Below are 16,262 nucleotides of genomic sequence, written 5' to 3'. Positions count from 1 at the left end.
TCGTTCGCAGACAAGCTTCGAGCCGCGTTTGCGCTCATCCCCGCCTCTTAGCAGTTGGTTGAGAAACGGGCGAAAAGTCCGTTTCTCAATCGAACGGGGCAAGCCGAGCTTGCCCACGTTCTCCGAGAATCAATCGCTGACGCGATCGACTCTCGCGCGATCCATTCTGGATCGCTGGCAGGCTGTTTCTCAACAGCCAGCCAGTCCGGTGCGGGGCGATTGTGGCGGGATTGCGGCGCATCGGCAATTTGTGGGCTGTAACCGACCTTGCGCGGACGCGAAACGCCATGCAGATCCATGTCCGAGAGCGCCTGCGCCTTGCTGTGCTCAGCCGGTTGCGCGGTGGCAGACGAACTCGATGTTGTGCCCGTCGGGATCGCGCACGAAACCGGCGTAGTAGTGCGGATGGATGCGCTCGAGCACCGCCGGTGCGCCGTTGTCGCGGCCGCCGCTGTCCAGTGCCGCCGCGTAAGCTGTGTCGACCGTCGCCCGGTCGGCGCAGTTGAACGCGACATGCGGGCGCGGCTCGGACGGACCGCCGGGCTTGAGCCAGAAATCCAGCGCGTCCATGCCGGTGCCGAAGCCGTTGCTGGCGCCCTGCACGTGCAGCGCGTAGCCCAGCGGCGCGAGCGCGCCGGCAAAAAAGCGCGTCGACAACGCCTGGTCGGCGACCTGCAGTTCGATATGGTCGATCATGGTCAAGCTCCTTGGGGTTCACTGATAAACGTCTGGATCTGTTGCGGCGTCAGGTTGCCGCCGCACAGCACGCTCGCGACGCGGCGGCCGTGGAAGACCTGCGGCGCGGCCAGGACTGCCGCAATGCCGGCGGCACCGGCCGGTTCGACGACGACGCCCACATGGCGGTGGATCAGCCGCATCGCGGCGACGAGGTGTGCATCGTCGACCTCGACCACGTCGTCGACGACGCCGTGCATGTCCGCCACCGCCTCGGCGATCGGCACGCGCACGGCGATACCATCGGCGATCGTGTCGACACGCTCACTGGAGACGGGTGCGGCGCCGCGACCGGCGCGCCAGCTACGCGCCATCGCCGGCGCACCGCGGCTGACGACACCGATGACCTGCGTCGCCGGCGAGCGCGCCTTGCACCAGTGCGCCATGCCGTTGAGCAGTGCGCCGTTGCCGAGCGGCACGACCAGCACGTCGACGACGGGATCGTCGCGCAGCAGCTCGACGGCGATGGAACCCGCGCCTTCGCTGATCGCGGCGTCGAGACCGTCCTCGACCAGGGTGTCGCCGCCAGCCGCGGCGTACGCGCGCGCCGCGGCCTTGGCCGCATCGAAGTCGATGCCGTGCAACCGCACCTGAGCACCCAGCGCGCGCATGCGCTCGAGCTTCAGCGGATTGGCCTGCGTCGCCGCGAACACCGTCAACGCAACGCCGTGCCGGCGACAGGCATAGGCCAGCGCCTGGCCGAAGTTGCCCGCGCTCGCGCACACCAGCGCGCCGCGCTCGCCGCGCACGAACCGCCGGCTCAGGAACCAGTCCGCGCCGCGGGCCTTGAAGCTGCGGATCGGATTCAGCAGCTCGAGCTTGAGGCGCAGCTCGCAACCCAGCGCGGCCGACAGCGGCTCGCAGTCGTACTGCGGGCTGTCGCGGAACACCGGATCGATCGCGCGTGCTGCCGCGGCAATGCTGTCCAGCGACAGGCGTGGCCGCGGTCGGGCCGCATCGACGAGCGTCGCACGCTGCGCCATGTCGCGGACGGCGTCCGCTCCGTCAGCGCGATCGCTCATGAGCACGCCGTCGAGATGATCGAGCTCGTGCTGCACGAGTTCGGCCAGATCCGGCGGCAGGCGTTCCCAGCAGCGCCGCCGGCCCGCGAGGTCACGATAGGCGACAGACACCGAACGATGCCGGCGCACGCGCACGAGCCGGCCCGGCAGGCTGAAGCAATCGTCCCAGACGAGGAAGGTGTCCGGATCGCGCCAGGTGATCTCGGGATCGATCAGCGCGATCGGTCCCGCGCCCAGATCGAGTACGACGATGCGCCGTGCGATGCCCAGTTGCGGCGCAGCGATGGCGCGGCCATAGCCGTTGGCAGCGCGATAGGCCGCAAGACAGGCCGCGAGTGCCGCGACCGCGGCCCGCGCCTCGCGATCGATCTCACCGACCGGCAGCGCCGCCGCGCGCAGGCACGGATCGCCATCGGTCAGGATCGGCAGCAGGGTCGGATCGGCAAACGCCATGACGTGTCCTCGGGCAGATGGAGTCTCGTATCGCGCTGACAGCGCGAACCGCGCGGCCTCGTTGGCCGCGTCTTGTCCGGCCGGTGCGCGAGACACACACTAACTGCCCGACCGCGTCGCAAGGCCGCGTTGGCGACCGCGCGAATGCGCCCGAACCGCAAGCGACCCGCCTTCCATGACGAAACACGACACGCCCGACCTCGACGCCTTCGACTACCGCATCCTCGAACGCTGGCAGGCCGATACGCGCATCCCCGCCAAGACCATCGCCGACGCCATCGGCCTGTCCGTCGCCGCCGTGCAACGCCGCCTCAAACGCCTGCGCGAGATCGGCGTCATCACGCGCGAAGTGGCGGAACTCGACCCGCGCCGCATCGGCCTCCCCGTCACCTGCATCGTCGGCGTCGACCTCGATCGCGAAACCGCCGCCGACCTCGACCGCTTCCGCCGCAGGATGCTCGCCTGCCCCGAAGTGCAACAGTGCTACTACGTCACCGGCCAGAACGACTTCGTCCTCGTCGTGCTGACGCGCGACATGGAAACCTACGACGCCTTCACCCGCCGCGCGCTGCTCGACGACAGCAACGTGCGCAGCTTCACCACGCAGGTGGTGCTGGAGCGGGTGAAAGCGGGAGGACCGCTCGCGCTACCGCGCTGAAGCCGGGCCGCAGTGCGTCGGACAAGACAGGGAGGTGGAGCGTCCTCGTGGCAGATGCACGCGTTGGTGGCAACCGAATCCTGCCACGGCGAGCCGCCCGAAACGGCGTTCGCCCACCCGCACACGTCGCGATTCGAGTGCTAACCTTGCGGGCTGCGCCTGCGTCCGCGCAGGTCCATGAAGGTTATCCAGGGGGTTGACATGAAGTGGCTGCGCATCGCCGTATGGGCGATTCTGATCACCGTGTCCATCAACCTGCCGCTGATCTTCATCTGGAGCATGGCTTTCTGGAAGAATTTCGGCATCTCGTGGTCATCGCTGCCCGCAATCAAGATCATCGGCGTGTGGGTTCTGCCCGCGCTGCTGTATTGGCGATTCGCCGCAGCGCTGACACTGCGGCGACTACTGCACGTGATAGCGCTGTTCGTCGCGGCACAAATATGCCAGATGCTCCTCGTCGTCCTGCTGGCCATCGTCGTCGCGATGATCCTCGACACGCCCTTGTTCCGAGACTTCAACGTATCCTCGCTGATCGATCTCAAAGCGCTATTGCCCGCAGTTATCGTCGCGGCGATCGGATACGGCCTCGCCAAGCTACTGCCGCAGCGGCCCGTCGAAGTCAGGACACTGCGCGACCTGACCAACGACAGGCGCTGAACCAGCGGTTTTCCACACGGCGCATCGCCCGCGCGCGGTCACCAGATCAAGTCGTCAGGCACCTTGAACTGGGCGTAATACGCATCGTCTTCGGAGGTTGCGGCCGAGGGCTCGCTGCTCGCGCTCTGGCCATGATCGAGCACGATCATCGTGGCGTCGCGTTCCCGCACCTTGTCGGCGGCGACGCGCGGCAACAGCTCGAAGCGTTCGCCCACGCGCACGATCACCAGAGCGCCGCAGGACAATTTCTTGCGCAGATCGTCGTTGACCAGCACGGTACGGATGGCGCCGTCGACGCTGAAGCGGTACTCGCTCTCACCGGAGCGCTCCACTTTCCTGTCTTCGATGATCTGCCGCGCCTGGGCACGAAGTTCAGCGACGCGTGCCTGTGCCTTGGCCTCGGCAGCCAGCGCGCGGTCACGCTCGACCTTCTCGGCGCGTGATCGCTCCGCTTCCACCTGAATTTCGTTGGGCGCGACCGGCCCTTTGGAATGCCGTGCCTTGTTCTGCTCGCGCGCCACCTCGGCCAATTTGGATTTCTTGACCAGGCCCGCCTTGAGCAGCTGTTCCTGAAGAGGATTCGCCTTCGCCATGTCGCCGTTTCATGCTGAGGAGTTCCGGCCCATCATACCTGCCACCACCGGCCGCCGGCTCCCCTCCCGCCAATCATGAACGCCCGGAAATACCTCGCCGGCTATCCCCTGCACCTCCAGACGCGGGTGCACGAACTGATCGCGCAAGGTCGGCTGGGCGCGATGCTGGCCGAGAAGTACGGCCAGCCCCACGCCGTGCGCAACGACGGCCAGCTTTACGACTATGTGCAGGCGCTCAAGGAGCAGCATCTGAGAAAATCGGTGCCGCTGGGCAAGGTCATCTACGACGCCAAGCTGCAGGTGATGAAGCACGCGCTCGGCACCCACACGAGCCTCTCGCGGATACAGGGCAGCAAGCTCAAGGCCAGCCGGGAGATCCGCATCGCCAGCGTGTTCCGCGCTGCGCCCGCCGAGTTTCTCAAGATGATCGTGGTGCATGAGCTGGCGCACCTGAGGGAGGCCGAGCACAACAAATCCTTCTACCAGCTATGCACGCATATCGAGCCCGACTACCACCAGCTGGAGTTCGATATGCGGTTGTATCTGACGCATCTCGAGGTCGAACGAGAACAGGGCCAGGTGCGAATAGCACCTATCTAGTTCTACTGTGTAAGAAGGCAGAAGACGACGGCGTCGAGCGGAACGTCCTTGGGCACAACAATGATGGAACTCTCAACCACGTTCGCCTGGGTCGCGAACGCCGACTGGCCGAAGAAGTGCGAGGAGATCGCTTCGCCATCGGCCGATGACAGCGCGGTTGTGCCATCGGACGTCCGGCAACCGCCGAAATCCTCGGCGAACAGGTTCTCGCAGTACGCCATCTCGCCCGACCGGCAGTACGTGCAGTGCGTGCAATACGCGGCGGACATCACGACGTGATCGCCAGGCTTGACCGTGCGAACGGCAGCTCCGACCTGTTCGACGATGCCGGCGCCCTCGTGGCCGAGAACCGCGGGCAGCGGAGTGGGATAAACGCCGTCGCGCACGATGGCATCGGTATGGCAGACGCCCGTTGCGACGAGGCGGACACGGACTTCGTTCGGCCGGATGTCGTCCAGCTGCAGTGTCTCGATGGTGAACGGCTGCTTGTGGGTGCGTACCACGGCGGCAGTGATGGTCGTCGTCATGTCTACGCTCTGCGCGATGGCGCCGGCCGGTCAGCCGACGCCGCGGGATGGCGGACGGAACCTCGTCGGCGGACACCATCGCTCACTGGGACTTGCTGGCGACGTCGTGCGTCGAACCATGAGCAAGTCCTCTCGTATCGCCGGTGCGATGCCGTGGTCGCGCAGTGTGCCCATTAGACCGAGCGCCTACATCAAGGGGGTACTTTGTCAATAAGTTCCGGTAAAACACGCCTCTATTGCCGCCGAGACGTCCCATTGGAAATATCCGCATCCTCCACGGTCGGCTGGACTTTGGGCCTGGCTGCGATCCCGATGAAGCATGACTTCAACAATGTCGAAGAAGCCGAGCATGGCGATTCAGCCTATTCCGGATTTCCGGCCGAGGCTTGGTCCGCAAGCAGCATTTCGAGCAATTGATCTGCGCCAACCGGTTCACTGAACAGATAGCCCTGCGCCTCGTCGCAACCCAGCAGAGCCAGCAAACGCGCCTGCTCCTCGGTTTCCACACCTTCCGCAATTACCTTGAGCTTGAGGGCATGCGCGAGCGCGATGATACTCGACACGAGGATGTAGCCTTGCGGGCCGGTAGTCATTCCGGTGACGAAGGCACGGTCGATCTTGAGCGAAGTGATGGGCAGGCGTGAGATATAAGCGAGCGACGAGTAACCCGTTCCGAAGTCATCCACAACAATGCTGACGCCGAGTCTGCGGATTTCTTCGAGCATGGTGATCTTGTGATCAACGTCATCCATGATGACGCTCTCGGTAATTTCCAGCTCCAGGGCGTCGTCACCGCTTCCCGCGACCAAGCCTGCGATTTGCTCGGTAAAATTGGGCTTGTTCAACTGTAGCGCGGATACGTTGACCGCTACCCGGATCGGGGCGGCGCCCGCGGCGCGCCAAGTCCTTGCGTCGCTGAGTGCGCGCCGAAGCGCCCACTTGCCGACACTGTCGATCAGGCCCGTTTCCTCGAGCACCGGAATGAAGCGTGTCGGCAGTACCTGTGCGCGATCGGGCTCTTGCCAACGGATCAGCGCCTCGACGCCGCAGATCCGCCGGTCGGCGAATCGCAGCTTGGGCTGATACTGGAGGACGAACTCCTCCTGCTCGATGGCTCGCCGAAGCTTGGACTCGAGCGCCAATGCCTCGTTGACCGTGGCATTCATGCCTGGGGCGTAGAAGACGAAGGATTCGAACGTAGCGCGTGCTTTTCGCAGGGCCGATTCCGCGTTGCGCAGCAAAGACTCGGCATCCTCGCCGTCGCCCGGGGAAGCAGCGGCGCCAATGCGACAGCCCATGCGGACCTCTTCGCCGCCGATGTAGAACGGCTTCTCGAAGCAATGGCTGACGACCTGTTCGAAATTGCGAGCCAGTTCCGGCGCCGTATGTCGCCCGTCGATCCTCAGCGCGAAAATGTCAGGGCCAAGTCGCGCGGCAAACGCGTTCTGACCGCGTAACCGTGTTGCAACCTGAATCAGCAGCTCGTCGCCCGCGCGCCGTCCCAGCGTTTCGTTCATGCGGCGGAAGCGCACCAGATCCAGTAACGCCACGCAGGCGACATGGTCGGTCCCGGCGGTATTCGCCAGCTGCTGCGACAGCAGTTCGGCGAACATGGTCCGGTTCGGCAGCCCGGTGAGCGCATCGTGATGGGCGAGATAGCGGATGCGGTCGGCTTTGAGCAGATGGTCAAGCGCGAACGAAATGTCGCCGGCCAGGCCAAGCAGAAGCTCCGTCTCTTCCTGGTCGAAGAAATTGACGACGGGGGAATGGATAGAAATAACACCCACGGTACGTTCCTCAACGACCAGTGGCAGGAGCGCGAACGACAGCGAGCCAGAATCGAGCAGCTTCTTCCGTTCAACGACTGCCGGATCGTTGGCGATGTCGTTACAGATGATCGGTACGTGGCTGGAGAGCGCGCGCTTCAGTACGCCGCTCGTCGAAGCAGCATTGGCGACTAGCCGATGTTGCAGGTCTTCGAAAAACTCGTCGTCCGCGCCGGCCCACGCCAGTATGCGCACGGGCGCGATGCCCTCATCGACCATACCGATCCAGGCTTTCGCGAGCTGCCCCGTGCCAACGAGTATCCGGCACGCCTGTCGAAACAGTTCATCGCGGTCGGTGGCGCGCACAATCAGGCTGTTGATACTGCTGAGGACTGCATAGACCCGGTTGAGCTGTCGGATCTTGTCCTGGGTCTGCCGCTCAGCAGTCACGTCCTGAATGGTATTGAAGGTCCGCAGGCTACCTTCGTCGGCGCGCGCCTCCAGCGGCTCGAGGATATGCAATATGCGCCTCCACTCGTCCGCGCGCCGGAGCCGGTACTCACAGTCGGAGCGGCGGCCGTCGCGGCGGGTCTCGTCCACGGCGCGCTGCAAACCCGCGCGGTCTTCCTCATGCACGAACGCCATCCATTCGGCCACGGTGCGTGGCAGTCGATCCGCGGCAACGCCGAGCAGCGTCATGAACGACTCCGATCGCTCCTCCACTTCGCCTCGCGCGTTGACGATCGCGTGCGCCATCTGCGCCATGTCCTGGGCGCGCCGCAGGCCGGCCTCGCTATCCTGCAATGCAGTCTGGGCAAGACGCCGTTCGGTGACGTCACGGATGAACACCGTGAACAGTTGACCCTGTGACGTCGACAAACGGGAAATATTGGCTTCGATCGGAAACACGGTGCCGTCCGCACGCAACGCAGCGACCTCGCGCGGCCCCATGGGTCGTCCCACGCCCTCTTCCTGAGCAAACGCAGCCATATGACGGTCATGTGCGTCGCGGGACCGTGACGGGATGAAGTCATTGAGGGACCGGCCAAGCGCCTGCTCGGGATCACAGCCGAACATGCGTCCTGCGGCGGCATTGAAAAGCACGATGCCGTGTGACTCGTCCACCGCGATGATCGCGTCCAGGGCGGATGCAATCAGCCCCGAAAGTCTTGCCTTGGTCTCCAGCAAACCCTCGTGCGTTCGCTCGAGTTCCAGGCCCTTTTCCTCGAGTTTCTGGATAAGCACCTGGTTGTATTGCTTCATGAGAGGAGCGGGCTCGGCGACAGCCGGGCCGCGCCTCGCTTCATCCGGTGACACGGCAGCCGCCACCAGTGCCGCGATGATCCGACCGACCGGCGCGGGCTTGGCGAGATAGGCGTCCGCACCGATCGACTCAGCCAGCTTGCGGTCGCCGGGTGAATTGTAGGTACTGGTGTAAAGGACGAAGGGCAGGCGCGCGATCGCCACGCGGCTTCGTACTTCCATGCACAGGCGATAGCCGTCCATCCGCGGCATCAGGATGTCGGAGACGACGCCATCGAACGTTTCGCGTTCCAGCAGCTCCAGCGCCTCAATGCCGTCGACAGCCTGTGCCACGACGTGACCTTCACTCTCCAGTTGCGCACGAAGCAACTTGAGATTGAGATCGTGGTCATCGACGATTAGCAACTTCAAGCGGTTGTGCCCTTGCGCAGGAAGGCCAGGACTTGTGCCGGGAACGTCCGTGTATTGATAGGCTTGGTGATATAGCCGTCGCAGCCGCTCGCAAATGCCTTTTCCTCATCGCCTTTCATGGCAAAAGCAGAAAGCGCAATGATCGGCACCGCGCACAGATCGGGGCGGGCCTTGAGCCGGCGGGTCAGTTCCAACCCGTCCATCCCCGGCAGCGCGATATCCATGAGAATCAGGTCCGGTCGTTGCGCGCCCAGCAGCGCCTGCGCTTCGTCGGCATCGGACGCACGCAGCACCTCATGGCCCTCCATTTCCAGTACCTCGGATGCGAGCTTGAGGTTGGTCGCGTTGTCGTCGACCACGAGGATGCGCACGTTCATCAGGCAAGCTCGCCTTGTGGCAGGTCGACGGTGAACACGCTGCCCTCGCCGCAGCGGCTTGCCACGCGGATCGTTCCGCCTTGAAATTCGACCAGCTTGCGAGTGAGCGCCAACCCCAGTCCTGTGCCCTCGTATCGCCTCGCGCTGCCGGAATCCAGCTGAGTGAACTCCTCGAAGATCTTGTCGAGGTCGGCTTCGCCAATCCCGATGCCTGTGTCGCGTACGCTCAAGCGCAACGTGTGCGCGCCTTCCAATTCGGCGCGAACGGTTACAGAGCCTTCGTCGGTGAACTTCACCGCGTTCGACAATAAGTTATAAAGGACTTGTTTGAATTTCTGTGGGTCGAGCACGACAGCCTGGATGTCTTCTGAAACATCCACGTGCACCCGGATGCCCTTGTGCTTCGACATTGGTGACACCACGGCGCAGATCTCGTCGATGGCTTTCGCGAGGTCGAAGGTCTGCGGATAGAGCTCCATCCGTCCTGCCTCAACCTTCGAGAGGTCGAGCACGTCATTGATCAGCTGTAGCAGATGCTGGCCACTACGCAGAATGTCGTTGAGGAATTCCTTTTGCTTGGCGTTGAGCAAGCCTACCTTCTCATCTACAAGCAATTCCGAAAAGCCGATGATGCCATTGAGGGGCGTGCGCAATTCGTGCGACATGTTTGCGAGGAACTCGCTCTTCATACGGCTGGCATGGAGTAGCCGCAACTCGATGCGCTTGCGCTCGGTAATATCCCTGATCGCGCTCGATACCAGCGTTTCGTCTTTCGTTTCGAGCGGACTCAGGCTGATCTCGATGGGAAACTCCGTTCCATCCTGGCGAAGCCCGTACAGCTCCAGTCCAGCGCCCATGGGGCGCGGACGAGGATCGGCGAAAAACCCGTCGCGACGCTGCGGGTGTGTCCTGCGAAAACGCTCGGGCAGCAGCATCTCGATCTTGGAGCCGGTCATCTGCGCGCGGTCATATCCGAACAGGGTTTCCGCCTGCGTGTTGACGATGACAATGTCGCCCGCACGGTTGACGATGATGATGGCATCCGGCGCGGACTCGAGTAGACCGCGAAACTTCAGCTCGGCCTTCTTGCGATCGCTGATGTCCCGGATCGCGCTCATCACCAACGGGCCATCCTCCGTCTCTATCGGACTGAGGCTGATTTCCACGGGAAAGTCGGTGCCGTCCTTGCGCAGACCGAACAGCTCGATCTCTCGGCCCATTGCCCTGGGCCCGGGATCGGCAAAGTAGATCGAGCGGTGGGCGACATGGGCATCACGGCTTCCAGCCGGCAGCAAGGTCTCGACGGGTCTTCCCTGAAGTTCGCCGCTTTCGTAGCCAAACAATCGCTCGGCTTGACGATTGCAGAGTACGATCGTACCGGCACGGCTTGCCACAACGATGCCGTCGGGGATGGACTCGATCAGATCCCTGAAGCGCGCCAGGACCGCCTCACGCTGCAATCCGGTATGCACGGTGTCACCCAGGCGAATTCGGCTGTCCGAGTATGCGCCTGCCGCGTCGGTCCGACATGTTGTATTTGGAATGATCGGGAATCCGTCGTAGCGCCGAAGGCTTTCCCGGATCGGTTTGCGGCCTCACTGAGCGGGAGTTGGATTTCCGGGCGACGTATGGTTGCGTCTGCCATAGGCTCGGAGAGGCGCAATGGGCGCCCCAGGTCGAACGCTGTTCGGTCCAGCCCCATCGTTGAAGCGGGTACTAGGCTCGGGCAGCCGGCACTCCGGCCAGTGAGGCGCTCGATGATGGAACGCCGCGCGTTGCTGCATCCCGTGGCAGACGCGGCCAGCCGCCGGCGGCTTGCGTGCGTGCGTGCCGCGAGCGTCGCGCAGAACTGCGGTTTCACTCGATCACCCGAACACGGCATGACCAGATCGAGCACCGCCGACTTGACGGGCTTACCACGCCATACATCGCAAATGCCGATCTGCCGAATCACCGTGCAGACGGACACCGCTGCCGCGTCGCGCCACTGTCGCCACAAACCATGGATCGATTTCGCCGCAAGACCTGACAAGGCGACGGCGCGCAGCAGCGCTACCGCCACGAGCTTCGACGACGCATCGCAGCAAATGGTCCGTGAACTTAACTGATTTGTGGCAATTGCGAGGCGGGACACTCGCTGCGTGGGCGGAAACTCCACAGGGGGTCTGAGCCGACTTGGCCAGGCTATGCTTTCCCGTAAGCGTAGTCTGGCCAGAACGGCCAACCTATGCCTGCATCCACAACTGCACAGGACCGACAAGGTGAATGGTGGGCCCACACGGATTTGAACCGTGAACCAAAGGATTATGAGTCCTCTGCTCTAACCGTTGAGCTATAGGCCCGTCAAAAATGTACGGTGTTTCGCGGGGTCGTGCGTCGTTCTGGTGTGGACCTGCGGGACAACCGGTTACTCCAGCATCCATCGCTGTCGGCAGGTCCGCAGCGTGTGCCGGGATCTCTGCCTTCTACGGGGCTCCATCCGCGCGGACCGCGATTGTAGCCGCATCGAGCCTGGTATGGCAGCGTACGTGGGCGATGTGCTGCAAGGTGTGGCAGCATGCGGAGCCGACCTTTCGCGCGACCTAACGCGCCGACTTGCGCCCCGTGGAGATGTCCAGGGCGCCGCGCAACGCGCCGGTCCATCCGGCCATCGCGGCTCGTGCCCAGGTCATGCATTCGGCTACCGCGTCGCGCATCAGCCGTTCGGGTTTGGGTCCGACTTCATCGTCGAACGTGCGCAGGATCAGTTCGGCGCTGAGAGAATCGCGCAGGTTGACCACGAGGGTCATGCGACCGACCGAACGGCCATCCATGCTGTCGCCGCGCTGCACGGCGTTCTCGGTGGCGATCAGGAACAGGTTCAGAATGGCCGGCTCGACCTCGACGACGCCCTCGCCCGGTGCCTGCACCAACTCGTAGCCACCGTCCGATAGCGCTTTGTGCACTTCCTCGTGCAGCATCGCGGTTATCTGCTCGATGATCGGCTGTATCTTCACCGGCGTCGTGCTCACGCCCATGCCCGACTTGCGCCGCCAGTCGGGATTGACCTCGACCACCGGCGGCTTGAGCAACACCTTGGAATACCCGTCGAGCTTCGCATCCTTGCGCACGAACACCAGATCGAGGCCCGCGGCCTTGACGGGTTGCAGGCCTTCCTTCTTCCAGTTGTCGCTGGCCTGTTTGAACGTAAGCGGCCGCGCCGTGCTGTCGGCAGCCTGCACGTTGCCGATCCAGCCACATGCCATCAGGGCCGCGCACAGCAGCCACGTCATCGTTTTCATCCAGCTCCCCTGAGGCTGAGAAGTCGCCAACGCGAAAATCATACATCGCCGCGGCAGTTGCGATCCGCCGCGCTGACTGTGCGGGCCACAGCGAACCGTTGTCGCCTCAGCGGGGATGGGTGACAGGACGGGCCAGGCCACTAGGCAACGCAGACCGAGCCGCCGAAGCTGCGCTCGTCGATCACGGTTCCGGCTTCGTCTTCCGCCGCGAACGTCGCCATGAGGCCGGCGTCCGCGAGCCAGCGGCCTATGCTGTCGATGCCGGCCATTGCCGCATCGCGCGTGGGGTAGTTCGCAATCGCCACTGCAGCGGAATCGTCGCACCTGAGCAGCAGCCATGAGCTGCGCTGACGATCGAAGCGGATCAGGTAGTCGCGGCGGAACATGGCGGACTCTGCAGGTGAGAAGGAAGATGCATGCCGATGGCCTACGCGGCGTGGCGCATCGCAACGGCTCATACCGGACGGATACGTGGCAGCCTACGTGCCTGCGTCGAGACTTACGTGACGCGTGTGCGCGGCCGTACTGAATGACCGCCGGTACGACGATCAATCTAAAAATTTCTTCACTCAGGAAGTTCCGCGCCCCGGACTATCGTCACATGCGCGGGCACATCGATTCCGCAAACCATGCGTGATGTGCCACCACTGGCAAGGATGGGAGCTCGACGTGCAGCGATGGCACGGCCGGATCGGCGACGCCGCAGCGAACGCGGCTGCAGGCACCGCGGTATCGCGTGGTGTTACAGGGCACGCCGCTGGACAGCGGCGACCACGAGGCCGTGCATGCGCGTCTGTCGCAGGACTGCTGGGCCGCGGAGCTCGTGCGTTCGGCGGTCGTATACGGCCTGTGGCCGGGCAAGGGTCAGCTGTGGCCGCCGGATGTGCAGGCCAGGGTTGTTGCCGGCGACGGCGAACTCTGCAGCGACGGCGCCCATCTGCAACGGCGCGTGCTGGAAGTCGAGACGCGCCTGCCGCGCGACGAACTCGCGCGCCGGCTGCAGGCCGCGTTCTTCTGGGACCGCCTGATCGACGTCGAAGTCGAGGACGGCGCGAGTTGACTCGCGCGTAAACGGTCCTTATCGACACGGCGGCGGGCCGCGACGCACGTCCACGCATGAACAGTTTGCAGGCTGCATCGTGCGTGCAACCGCGTCGTGCGGTACAGCGCACTGATGACGATGGCGCGGGTGCTCACGCCGCACAACGGCTCGAACGATCACGCGTGCGCGCCGTTGCGGCGCTGGAACGATGCTTGCGTAGCGATACGCGCCCGTCGCCGTCCAGGACCGTCATGCCCGAAGGCCCGTCCATCGTCATCCTCACCGAACAGGCGGCGCATCTGTGCGGGATGCGCATCACCGCCGCCGACGGAAACGCACGTCTCGACACCTCGCGCCTGCTTGGGCAGACCATCCGCGCGTTGCGCAGCTGGGGCAAGCATTTTCTGATCGAGTTCGACGATTTCGCCCTGCGCGTGCACTTCCTGCTGTTCGGCAGCTATCGCATCGACGAGGACCGCGTCGGGGTGACACCGCGGTTGAGACTGAGCGGCCGCAAGGGCGAGCTGAACCTGTACGCGTGTTCGCTGCGCTACATCGACGAACCGCTCGACGACGTATACGACTGGAGCGCGGACATCATGTCCACGCGGTGGGACGCCGCAGCGGCGCGGCGCAAGCTGGCGCAGCGTCCGACGATGCTGGCCTGCGATGCATTGCTGGACCAGGACCTGTTTGCGGGCGTCGGCAACATCATCAGGAACGAAGTCCTGTTTCGCGTGCGTGTGCATCCGCTGTCAACCCTCGGCGCGATGCCGGCACGCAAGCGCGCCGACCTGGTGCGCGAGGCACGGCAATACAGCTTCCAGTTCCTGGAATGGAAGAAAGCCGGCACGCTCAAGCGCCAGTGGCTCGCGCATACGAAACAGATCTGCCCGCGCTGCGGCATACCATTGCTGCTCGGAAAGCTAGGGCGTACGAAACGGCGCAGTTTCTACTGCGCCGAATGCCAGCGCCGCTATACGGCAACCCCCAACGAGCCGTAGAACGTTGTGGCAGCGGGAATGACGGGGCTACAGGACCGGGCCACAGCCGTAGTGACCACGGGTGCGCCGAGCCGGCGACGATGCGTGCGCAATCTGGGCGCCGACTACGCGCCAGCCTGCCAAGCACTGCGTGGGTGGTTCCTCCAGGCGTTGTGCAAAGAACGACCATCAGGAACTCGTCGCCCCGCAGCAGCGCAACCTGTTGGTCGCCCTGCCGGCCTCGCCGTGCGCCGGCGAATAGCCGAAGCGCATGGGGACTTGAGCGCGAGGCGCGAACCCGCGACCCTACGCGCGGGACGATGCCGCCGCAGCGTGACGCGGCGGGAACGGGGGCACGACAGGGGAAGACGGGGGATGGCGATTTCGCGCTGGGCATGGGCGGCGCTCAATGCGCTGCAGTTGGTGTTTACGTTGTTGTGGACGGCCGGGTGGATCTGCGCGGCTCTGCTGGTTCTGCTGGTTACACGTCGGCGCATGCTGCCTTTGCGCATGGCGGCGCGCTGCTGGGCGCCGGGGCTGCTGCACGGGTCGGGCGCGACCCTGGTCGTGCGCGGCCTGGAGCGCGTGGACTGGACGCGACCGCACGTGCTGGTCGCGAACCATCAGTCGATGATCGACATCTGCGCGTTGTTTCGCGCCGTGCCGGTACCGCTGCAGTTCCTGCTCAAGCAGGAATTGTCGCGCGTGCCATTGGTCGGCGCGTACGCACGGGCGATGGGCATGATCTTCGTCGAGCGCAGCAGCGCCCGCGACGCACGGCGGCGCATGCAGGAGGCGGCCGGACTGGTCAGGGCGGGAGCGACCCTGTGCGTATTTCCGGAAGGCACGCGCAGCCGCGACGGCGAAGTGCTGCCATTCAAGAGCGGTGCGTTTCAGGTCGCGCTGGATGCCGGTGCGGACGTGGTGCCGGTCGCGATCGAAGGATCCGGCAAGGTGCTGAGCCTCGGCGGCGTGTTCCGGGTGCGCCCAGGCACGATCACGCTGACCTTCGGTACGCCGCTGGCGACGCACACGATCGCGGACCGACAGGCGCTGGCCGACCAGGCGCGCGAATGCGTCGTGGCGATGAAGCGCGAGGCGGCCTGATTGCGCTGCGACAGCGCTGAAAAGCGGCACGGTTGCCATAGCTGATTGGACGCAGACATAGCTGAGTAAGCAGGGGGTTTTTCGTCCGCCCATCCTCAGGCGTACGCCATCCACGCCGGCCCGCCCGGCGTTGAGGACGATGAGAACCTCCGGTTCCAAGCCATCGTCCTCACCCTGAAGAGGGGCGCTAATTCAGCAACCGCTGACTCAACGAAAAAGCCCGCCATTCGGCGGGCTTTTTCGTAACCGGATCACTCTGCCGGAACGCGTCGCCTATTCGAGGTCGAGGAACGAACGCAGCTGTTCCGAACGGCTCGGATGACGCAGCTTGCGCAGCGCCTTGGCTTCGATCTGGCGGATGCGTTCGCGCGTGACGTCGAACTGCTTGCCGACTTCCTCAAGCGTGTGATCCGTGTTCATGTCGATGCCGAAGCGCATACGCAGCACTTTCGCTTCGCGCGGCGTCAGGCCGGCGAGCACATCGCGCACCGTTTCCGACAGGCCGGTGCTGGTCGCCGATTCCACCGGCGAATCCACATTGGTGTCCTCGATGAAGTCGCCGAGGTGCGAATCCTCGTCGTCGCCGATCGGGGTTTCCATGGAGATCGGTTCCTTCGCGATCTTCATGACCTTGCGGATCTTGTCTTCCGGCATCTCCATCTTCTTCGCCAGCTCTTCGGGCGTGGGCTCGCGACCCATTTCCTGCAGCATCTGACGGCTGATGCGGTTGAGCTTGTTGATCGTCTCGATCATGTGCACCGGGATACGGATGGTGCGTGCCTGGTCG

The 16,262-nt window shown here is 64.2% G+C and carries 17 protein-coding genes and 1 tRNA gene; 7 read left to right on the top strand and 11 right to left on the bottom strand.

Going from position 1 to position 16,262, the window contains the following annotated elements:
* Window positions 1-327 precede the first annotated feature (327 nt).
* Window positions 328-702: a VOC family protein gene (locus RUU78_RS22185; RefSeq protein ID WP_313919939.1), complete on the bottom strand. Its 375-nt coding sequence runs from the start codon at window positions 700-702 to the stop codon at window positions 328-330.
* Window positions 699-2,210 (bottom strand): pyridoxal-phosphate dependent enzyme, encoded by a 1,512-nt coding sequence (locus RUU78_RS22180; protein WP_313919938.1) that lies wholly within the window; start codon window positions 2,208-2,210, stop codon window positions 699-701. The genes RUU78_RS22185 and RUU78_RS22180 overlap by 4 nt, the downstream gene beginning before the upstream one ends.
* 175 nt (window positions 2,211-2,385) lie before the next feature.
* Between RUU78_RS22180 and RUU78_RS22175 the strand changes: the two genes are divergently transcribed.
* Window positions 2,386-2,868, top strand: a complete 483-nt coding sequence (locus RUU78_RS22175) for an Lrp/AsnC family transcriptional regulator (RefSeq protein WP_313919937.1) — start codon at window positions 2,386-2,388, stop codon at window positions 2,866-2,868.
* 201 nt (window positions 2,869-3,069) lie between these two features.
* Entirely contained in the window at window positions 3,070-3,525 is a 456-nt protein-coding gene (locus RUU78_RS22170; RefSeq protein WP_313919936.1) for a hypothetical protein, read from the top strand.
* A 38-nt stretch (window positions 3,526-3,563) separates the two neighbouring features.
* Here the strand turns inward: RUU78_RS22170 and RUU78_RS22165 are convergent, their stop codons facing one another.
* Window positions 3,564-4,118 carry a DUF2058 domain-containing protein gene (locus RUU78_RS22165; protein WP_313919935.1) on the bottom strand — a complete coding sequence of 185 codons (555 nt, stop codon included), beginning with the start codon at window positions 4,116-4,118 and terminating at the stop codon, window positions 3,564-3,566.
* 75 nt (window positions 4,119-4,193) lie between these two features.
* Here RUU78_RS22165 and RUU78_RS22160 point away from each other — a divergent pair, with 75 nt between their 5' ends.
* Complete coding sequence (locus RUU78_RS22160) at window positions 4,194-4,718, top strand: M48 family metallopeptidase (RefSeq protein WP_313919934.1); 525 nt, start codon at window positions 4,194-4,196, stop codon at window positions 4,716-4,718.
* A 2-nt stretch (window positions 4,719-4,720) separates the two neighbouring features.
* Here RUU78_RS22160 and RUU78_RS22155 read toward each other — a convergent pair whose 3' ends face one another.
* The 4 genes from RUU78_RS22155 to RUU78_RS22140 all read right to left on the bottom strand — a co-directional run bounded on the left by RUU78_RS22155 (window position 4,721) and on the right by RUU78_RS22140 (window position 10,534).
* A complete protein-coding gene (locus RUU78_RS22155) occupies window positions 4,721-5,245 on the bottom strand; it encodes an alcohol dehydrogenase catalytic domain-containing protein (RefSeq protein WP_313919933.1) in 525 nt (174 codons plus the stop codon).
* Window positions 5,246-5,607: 362 nt separating this feature from the next.
* A complete protein-coding gene (locus RUU78_RS22150) occupies window positions 5,608-8,685 on the bottom strand; it encodes an EAL domain-containing protein (RefSeq protein WP_313919932.1) in 3,078 nt (1,025 codons plus the stop codon).
* Window positions 8,682-9,062 (bottom strand): response regulator, encoded by a 381-nt coding sequence (locus tag RUU78_RS22145; RefSeq protein ID WP_313919931.1) that lies wholly within the window; start codon window positions 9,060-9,062, stop codon window positions 8,682-8,684. Before RUU78_RS22145 ends, RUU78_RS22150 begins: the two co-directional genes overlap by 4 nt.
* Window positions 9,062-10,534, bottom strand: coding sequence for a PAS domain S-box protein (locus RUU78_RS22140; protein WP_313919930.1), 1,473 nt, complete (start codon window positions 10,532-10,534; stop codon window positions 9,062-9,064). Before RUU78_RS22140 ends, RUU78_RS22145 begins: the two co-directional genes overlap by 1 nt.
* 285 nt (window positions 10,535-10,819) lie before the next feature.
* Here RUU78_RS22140 and RUU78_RS22135 point away from each other — a divergent pair, with 285 nt between their 5' ends.
* Window positions 10,820-11,170, top strand: coding sequence for a hypothetical protein (locus RUU78_RS22135; protein ID WP_313919929.1), 351 nt, complete (start codon window positions 10,820-10,822; stop codon window positions 11,168-11,170).
* Window positions 11,171-11,328: 158 nt separating this feature from the next.
* Here RUU78_RS22135 and RUU78_RS22130 read toward each other — a convergent pair.
* The 3 genes from RUU78_RS22130 to RUU78_RS22120 form a co-directional block, all read right to left on the bottom strand.
* Window positions 11,329-11,404: transfer RNA gene (locus tag RUU78_RS22130), tRNA-Ile, on the bottom strand.
* 240 nt (window positions 11,405-11,644) lie between these two features.
* Window positions 11,645-12,343: a DUF3313 family protein gene (locus RUU78_RS22125; protein ID WP_313919928.1), complete on the bottom strand. Its 699-nt coding sequence runs from the start codon at window positions 12,341-12,343 to the stop codon at window positions 11,645-11,647.
* A 140-nt stretch (window positions 12,344-12,483) separates the two neighbouring features.
* Window positions 12,484-12,729 (bottom strand): hypothetical protein, encoded by a 246-nt coding sequence (locus RUU78_RS22120; RefSeq protein WP_313919926.1) that lies wholly within the window; start codon window positions 12,727-12,729, stop codon window positions 12,484-12,486.
* 350 nt (window positions 12,730-13,079) lie between these two features.
* On the opposite strand from RUU78_RS22120, the gene RUU78_RS22115 reads away from it, so the two are divergent.
* The 3 genes from RUU78_RS22115 to RUU78_RS22105 all read left to right on the top strand — a co-directional run bounded on the left by RUU78_RS22115 (window position 13,080) and on the right by RUU78_RS22105 (window position 15,475).
* The gene (locus RUU78_RS22115) at window positions 13,080-13,403 is read left to right on the top strand and encodes a hypothetical protein (protein WP_313919925.1); all 324 of its coding nucleotides are present in this window, start codon (window positions 13,080-13,082) and stop codon (window positions 13,401-13,403) included.
* Between the two features lie 233 nt (window positions 13,404-13,636).
* Entirely contained in the window at window positions 13,637-14,389 is a 753-nt protein-coding gene (locus RUU78_RS22110; protein WP_313919924.1) for a DNA-formamidopyrimidine glycosylase family protein, read from the top strand.
* Between the two features lie 354 nt (window positions 14,390-14,743).
* Window positions 14,744-15,475: a lysophospholipid acyltransferase family protein gene (locus RUU78_RS22105; protein ID WP_313919923.1), complete on the top strand. Its 732-nt coding sequence runs from the start codon at window positions 14,744-14,746 to the stop codon at window positions 15,473-15,475.
* A 273-nt stretch (window positions 15,476-15,748) separates the two neighbouring features.
* On the opposite strand, the gene RUU78_RS22100 is transcribed toward RUU78_RS22105, so the two are convergent.
* Window positions 15,749-16,262 (bottom strand): sigma-70 family RNA polymerase sigma factor (locus RUU78_RS22100; RefSeq protein WP_313919922.1); only part of this gene is annotated, 514 nt, incomplete at its 5' end.

The organism is Tahibacter sp., assembly GCF_032229445.1.
In the GTDB taxonomy this organism is placed as follows: Bacteria; Pseudomonadota; Gammaproteobacteria; order Xanthomonadales; family Rhodanobacteraceae; genus Tahibacter.
This window is presented reverse-complemented; position numbering and strand designations above follow the sequence as displayed.